The organism is Mycobacterium alsense (genome assembly GCF_002086635.1).
Taxonomy (GTDB): Bacteria; Actinomycetota; Actinomycetes; order Mycobacteriales; family Mycobacteriaceae; genus Mycobacterium; species Mycobacterium alsense.
In genome coordinates, this window is sequence record NZ_MVHD01000102.1 from 1 (window position 1) to 5,463 (window position 5,463).

Here is a 5,463-nt window from a genome sequence, read left to right on the forward strand (position 1 = left end):
CCCTTCCCCCACCCGCGGTAGCGCCGTGTCCCGGACCTCTCGGCGAACGCGCCGACTGGTGGTGGTACACACCCTTCCAACCCCAACCACCACCATCGGACGATTAGGCCGGTACGCCGGGGCGATGACTACCAGCGCTGTATTGCGCCCAAACGGGATGCGGTATCGCCAAATTCGCGGGTGCGACCGGCTGTTACCCGCATCGTGAAATCGATGCCGCCCACCACACCCGCACCGGCGCCGACCCGCTGACTGAAGACACCGCAATGCCCCCATCAAGATCAGCGCTGACGCGCGCACTATTTTGAGCCGTGCCAGGCGTTCCCGGGTGCGGCCACCACGATCCGCAACTACACCACCCCGGGCGGCCAGCACGGCATCGACGCCATGCAGAACGGCCGGTTCGCCCGCAACGTCATCGAGCGTGCCGAAGGTTTCGCGACACCCGCGTGATCGCCCAAAAGCGTTCGGTGCAACCGGTGACCGTCGAGGATCTGCAGATCATCACCGCCGCCGACATCGAATCCGCTGGTGCGCAGCGTCTGCTCCGACAACCGCGATATGGCCGCCAGCGTTTGGTAGCGGCGGCGAGCGACGAGTGGGCCACCTAAACCTGTGCGGGCGTGACGGCGCGGGCCGGCGTGAGGGTGGCGATGTGGTTGAGCCAGCCAACGGCGTCGGCGACGAGGTTGGAGTAGCCGGCGATTTCACCGAGGTAGGAGATGTGCGGGGCGGTCGGACCGCCCGGTGCGGCGAGAAACTGCAGCCCGGCAATGGCGGCTTGGATCGCCGCCTGGACACCGATCGGCTGGGAGCCGGTGAGCGCCCCTTGGAGCAGTGTGATCACCTCAGCCGGGTTGCCCATCAGGCCGGTAAGGCCGCCAACGACCTGGGGGACCCCGCTGAGATCCTGGACGGCGGCGACCAACGTGTTGACGATGTCTTGGCTCAGCGCGCCCAGGTCGTTGAACTGGAGGTTGGTGGCCGACGTGTAGGCATCGGTCATGTCCTGGCCGGCTTGATTGGTGGGCACCGAGGCGTACATGTCCAGGCCGGCGTCGCCGTTGGCGGGGCTGTGTACATAGTCGGCCCACACGACCTGCCCGGCGACCGTCGGCAAGGCGGTCATGTTGATCGACGAAATGCCCCGGCCGCCGGGGTCCGCGATGGTCGGAGCGTGGAATCCGGCGCCCCGGCACGGGTTTCCGAAGGTGTAGCCGCCGACGAAGTTGGGCAGATACGGCGCCAGGTCGCCGCCCATCAGCCGGATTGCGATCCGCGACACGACCTCGGCGCCCTGGCTGTAGCCACCCAGGATGAACGTCTGGGTGGGGTTCATGCCAAGCCAACCGGTGATCCAGGTTTCGCCGGCCGCCACGGACTGCTGGTAACTCGGCGCCGTGATCGGCCCGCCGATCGGCCCGAAGCTCGCCGGATACGGAACGGGCACCTCGTAAATGAGGCTGTCGTTGACGAACTGCGCGAGGCCGTTGACCGTGTTCGACGGATACTGCGTGCCGGGCGCCGGCTCCCAGGTGCCACCCACGGTCAGCACCGCGTGCTTGAAGTTGTAGACCCCGCTGATGTGGGCCGCGAGGTCGCCCCAGCCGACCGTCATTTCGCCGACGTGGGAAGGTTATTGGCCTTGCGCCACTGGATCGCGAACTCCATCAGTTCGATCAGCACGTCGCCGGAGTCGCGGACGATGCCGTCACTGAACGTGTGCACCCACGCGATCTGCTCGGCCGTGGTGACCTCCTGCTCGAAGGCGTCATACGTGCCCTGGTAATTGATCCCGTTGTGCGTCGAATTCCACGGACCGCGAGTTGGATCGTCGACGATGTCGCCGATGTTGCGGTTGTGGCGCGCGAGGACTCGTCGCCATCCCTGCGGCGTTCCACTGGTCGGGTTGACGCCGGAGACATCTGCCTGGATCGAGGTGGCATCAGCCATTCGAATCGCCTCCTTGAGTTAGTTACGAGCGGCGCCCAGCGGCGACATCCCGCGCGCTCCCGCCTGGGTCGACGGGTTCGGTGACGCGTTTCGACGATCCGGAAGCCGAAGGACCCTCGGTGCCCACATATCACAATTCTAGTGTTCCTGCGGCCGCGTGTCATTCATCGACGGCACTCGCAGCGGCGCCGGATTTCCGATCCGGAATCCCTTGTGGCCCAACCGCATCTACGATGCGATCACCGCGCGGCGCTCGGCTCGAATCGGAAAACCGCGACCCTGCCCGCGAGTGCCTCGAATTCGTCGGGCGTTCCGTCGCGCACCATCCCGGAGCGCTTGGCGAACGAAACGCCCACCGGCACTTTGACGGAGAACTCGCGCAGCACCGGGCGTGCCTCCTCGGCGTCGAGCTCGACGATCCTGACCTCGCGCGAACGCCGGCCGCGGCTGAGCGTCCCGGTGCCCGCCGCGCGGGCGTTGGCCGCCCAGTCGGCGCCCGGGTAGCCGGCCACCACGTACAGGCCGCCACGAAACTCGAAGGGCGTCATCGGCGTGCGGCGCGGCTGGCCGGACTTGCGGCCGGGCACGGTCAGCACCATGGCGGGGCCGGTCGGTATTCCGAGACGCTGCACGGCCATCATGAACCGGTTCATCGGCTTGAGGTAGCGCGGGGGACGGGGGTCGGACATGTCGGTTTCCTTCCTAGGATCGGGTGAACAGGTCGCGGTGCTCGGACACCCACTGCGCGAACGGGGCGGCCGGGCGGCCGAGGATCTTCTCGACGTCGTGGGTGACCAGGGCGGGTTTGTCGAGCGTCTCGGCGAGCATGGCGGTGTAGGCGTCGGCGAATCCTGCCGAGAACCCCAGACCGATGAACCGCTGCCGCACCAGATCCGCGGGCACCTCCCGGTATTCCAGTCGGCGGCCGAGAACCTCGCCGATGACCCCGACCAGCTCGGAGTTGGTGAACGCCTGCGACCCGGTCAGCGGAACGCGCTGCCCGACAAGATCGTCGGTGAGCAACGCCCGCGCCGCGACCGCCGCGATGTCGCTCTCGACGATCGGCGCCGACGACGCCGCGGCGTACGGCCCGCCCACCACGTCGCCGGCGCGGATCTGCGCCGACCACATGCGGGCGAAGTTGGTCGCGAAGACCGACGGCCGCAGGCTCACCCACTGCAACCCGGAGTCGACGGCGAGCTGTTCGACCTCCTTGTTGCGGTCCCCGCGAAATCGCGACGGCTGCCGGGAGAAGTCGTCGTCGGCGTTGATCGCCGACAGCGCAACCAGCTTGGTCACCCCGGCGCGGCGGCACTCCGCGACGAACCCGGCCAACTCCGCGCCCAGCGCGCGGGAATTGAGGAACACGGCCTCGACATCAGAAGCACCTTCTAGCGCCTCGAGCGCGGAGGGGCACTCCTCGACGGGCGGGGAAAATCCGGCGGTGCCGGGTGTGCGGGTGACCGCGCGGACCCGGGCGCCCGCACCGACGAGCTCGGCGACGAGCGGGCGCCCGACGTTGCCCGTCGCGCCGGTGACGACGATGGTCATGACGATTCCCTTCGTGAGTTTTCTTCGGTGCCCCTACGACGGCGCGGGAGGTGGGAAAGTTACATCCGAAACGCGTAACTTTTCGGGGCACCGGATCGTCGAAGGTTTATGAGTCAGTCACCCAGCGACCAGGTCACCGAGGCTTGGCGCCGTCACCGCCCGTACCTGGTCAACCTCGCCTACCAGATGCTGGGTGACGTCGGCGACGCCGAAGACATTGCGCAAGAGGCGTTTTTGCGGCTCTCCCGCACCGACCCCGACGAGATCGACGACGTCCGGGGCTGGTTGACGGTGGTGGCGAGCCGCCTGTGCCTGGATCAGGCGCGCTCGGCGCGCGCCCGCCACGAGCGGCCCGGCGAGGTCGAGCTACCGGCGCCGGCCCGTACCGACCCGGCGGACCGGGTCACCCTCGACGACGAGGTCCGCGCCGCGCTGCTGGAGGTGCTGCGCCGGCTCAACCCCGGCGAGCGGGTGGCCTTCGTGCTGCACGACGTGTTCGGGGTCCCATTCGATTCGATCGCCGAGACCGTCGGCCGCCCGGTCGGCACCTGCCGTCAGCTGGCGCGGCGCGCGCGGGCGAAATTCACTGCGGCACAACCGAAGCTGAACGAGGTGGCCTCGGCCGAGCACCAGCTGGTCACCGAGAAGTTCATCACCGCGTGCGCCAACGGCGACATCGCCGCGTTGACCGCCGTGCTGGATCCGGCGGTGTGGGGCGTCGGCACCGTCCTGGCCGACCCGGCGCCGCCGCCCCAGGTCAATCACGGGCCGCACGAGGTGGCCACCAACCTGCTGCGCTACATCGGCCCGGACGTCACCCTGGTCAGCGGCCCCGCCGGGCAACCGGCGGTGTTGGCCTTTGCCGAACGGCGGCTCTTCGCGGCGATCGTGCTGACGATCCGCGGCCGGCGGGTGACCAAGATCGAGGCGATCGCCGACCCGTTGGCCCGCGCGGGTCAGCGCCCCTGATGCGGGTCCGGCCGCGCCGCGAAAAAGCCCGCGACCGCCGCCGTCACCTCGAGGAACTTGCGCCGCGTCGCGGGGGCCATGTCGCCGTCCACGTCGATGACCCCGCCCGGCCGCAGGTGGGGATCGAACGGCACCTCGATCACCCGCTGCCCGTGCTCGACGAACTCGCGGGCCAGCGACTCCCGGGTGCGCTTGTCGGCGTGCCCGTCGGAATCGTTGAGCACCACGACGGTGCGGCGCAGCAGCGGGGTCAGGCCCCGGTCCGACAGCCATTCCATGGTCCGGGCGGCCGCGTTGGCGCCGTCGGCCCACGGTGAGGAGACCACGAGCAGCGCGTCCAGGTCTTGCAGCACCTCCTGGGTCACCGGCGAGTCCATCGTCGAGCCGCAGTCGATGACCGCGATCGTGAAGTGGCGGTCGAGCCGGCGGGCGGCCTCCCGGTAGATCGCGGGGTCGAGCACCCGCCGCGGCCCCGACGCGGGCTCGCCGCCCAGCACGTGCAGGCCGGCGGCGTTGCGGCCGAGGCGCCCCACCACCTCGGCGAACGACCCCAGGTTCTTGTCGGCGGTCAACTCCCAGAACGACCCGCTGGACCGCGGGTCGATCCGGCTGCTCAACCGGCCGAACGCGGTGTCGGCGTCGATCGCCACCACGTGGTCCTGCCGGCGGAGCTCGGCGAACAGCGATCCGACGCTGGCGGCGACCGACGTCTTGCCCACGCCGCCCTTGCCCAGCACGCCGACTTTGTAGTTGCCGTGCAGGACGGTGCGGATGGCCGCCTCGAATTGCGCCTCCTGCCGCTGCGCCGCCGACGGGCCCGGCTTGATCAGACCGAAGGTCGCCAGTCGCACGAGACGCCGCCAACCGCGGTCGGGCAGTTCGGGAGCAGGGGACGGCGCGGGCGCGGCGCCGGGTTGGGGCTCTCGGTATTGGGGCTCCGGGCGGCCCGCCGGAGGCGGCGGCTCCGGAGCCGGGGGAGCAGGCGGGGCT

7 protein-coding genes and 1 pseudogene are annotated in these 5,463 nt (G+C 69.6%); 3 read left to right on the forward strand and 5 right to left on the reverse strand.

What is annotated here, in order from left to right; translation table 11 throughout:
- Both BST11_RS28795 and BST11_RS26440 read left to right on the forward strand, forming a co-directional pair.
- Nucleotides 1-107 (forward strand): hypothetical protein (locus BST11_RS28795; RefSeq protein WP_244897790.1); only part of this gene is annotated, 107 nt, incomplete at its 5' end.
- Nucleotides 108-327: 220 nt separating this feature from the next.
- Nucleotides 328-582 (forward strand): annotated as a pseudogene (locus BST11_RS26440) (type VII secretion AAA-ATPase EccA); the annotation flags it as partial.
- A 25-nt stretch (nucleotides 583-607) separates the two neighbouring features.
- Here the strand turns inward: BST11_RS26440 and BST11_RS26445 are convergent.
- The 4 genes from BST11_RS26445 to BST11_RS26460 form a co-directional block, all read right to left on the reverse strand.
- Entirely contained in the window at nucleotides 608-1,618 is a 1,011-nt protein-coding gene (locus BST11_RS26445) for a PE-PPE domain-containing protein (RefSeq protein ID WP_083141130.1), read from the reverse strand.
- Nucleotides 1,615-1,953: a hypothetical protein gene (locus tag BST11_RS26450; protein WP_083141131.1), complete on the reverse strand. Its 339-nt coding sequence runs from the start codon at nucleotides 1,951-1,953 to the stop codon at nucleotides 1,615-1,617. Before BST11_RS26450 ends, BST11_RS26445 begins: the two co-directional genes overlap by 4 nt.
- A 239-nt stretch (nucleotides 1,954-2,192) precedes the next feature.
- Nucleotides 2,193-2,642, reverse strand: coding sequence for a nitroreductase family deazaflavin-dependent oxidoreductase (locus BST11_RS26455; protein WP_083141132.1), 450 nt, complete (start codon nucleotides 2,640-2,642; stop codon nucleotides 2,193-2,195).
- Between the two features lie 13 nt (nucleotides 2,643-2,655).
- Nucleotides 2,656-3,504, reverse strand: a complete 849-nt coding sequence (locus BST11_RS26460; protein ID WP_083141133.1) for an NAD(P)H-binding protein — start codon at nucleotides 3,502-3,504, stop codon at nucleotides 2,656-2,658.
- Between the two features lie 108 nt (nucleotides 3,505-3,612).
- On the opposite strand from BST11_RS26460, the gene sigI reads away from it, so the two are divergent.
- Entirely contained in the window at nucleotides 3,613-4,473 is an 861-nt protein-coding gene (gene sigI, locus BST11_RS26465; RefSeq protein ID WP_083141134.1) for an RNA polymerase sigma factor SigI, read from the forward strand.
- Here sigI and BST11_RS26470 read toward each other — a convergent pair.
- A partial coding sequence (locus tag BST11_RS26470) for a MinD/ParA family ATP-binding protein (protein ID WP_425320605.1) occupies nucleotides 4,461-5,463 on the reverse strand: 1,003 nt, incomplete at its 5' end. The genes sigI and BST11_RS26470 overlap by 13 nt on opposite strands.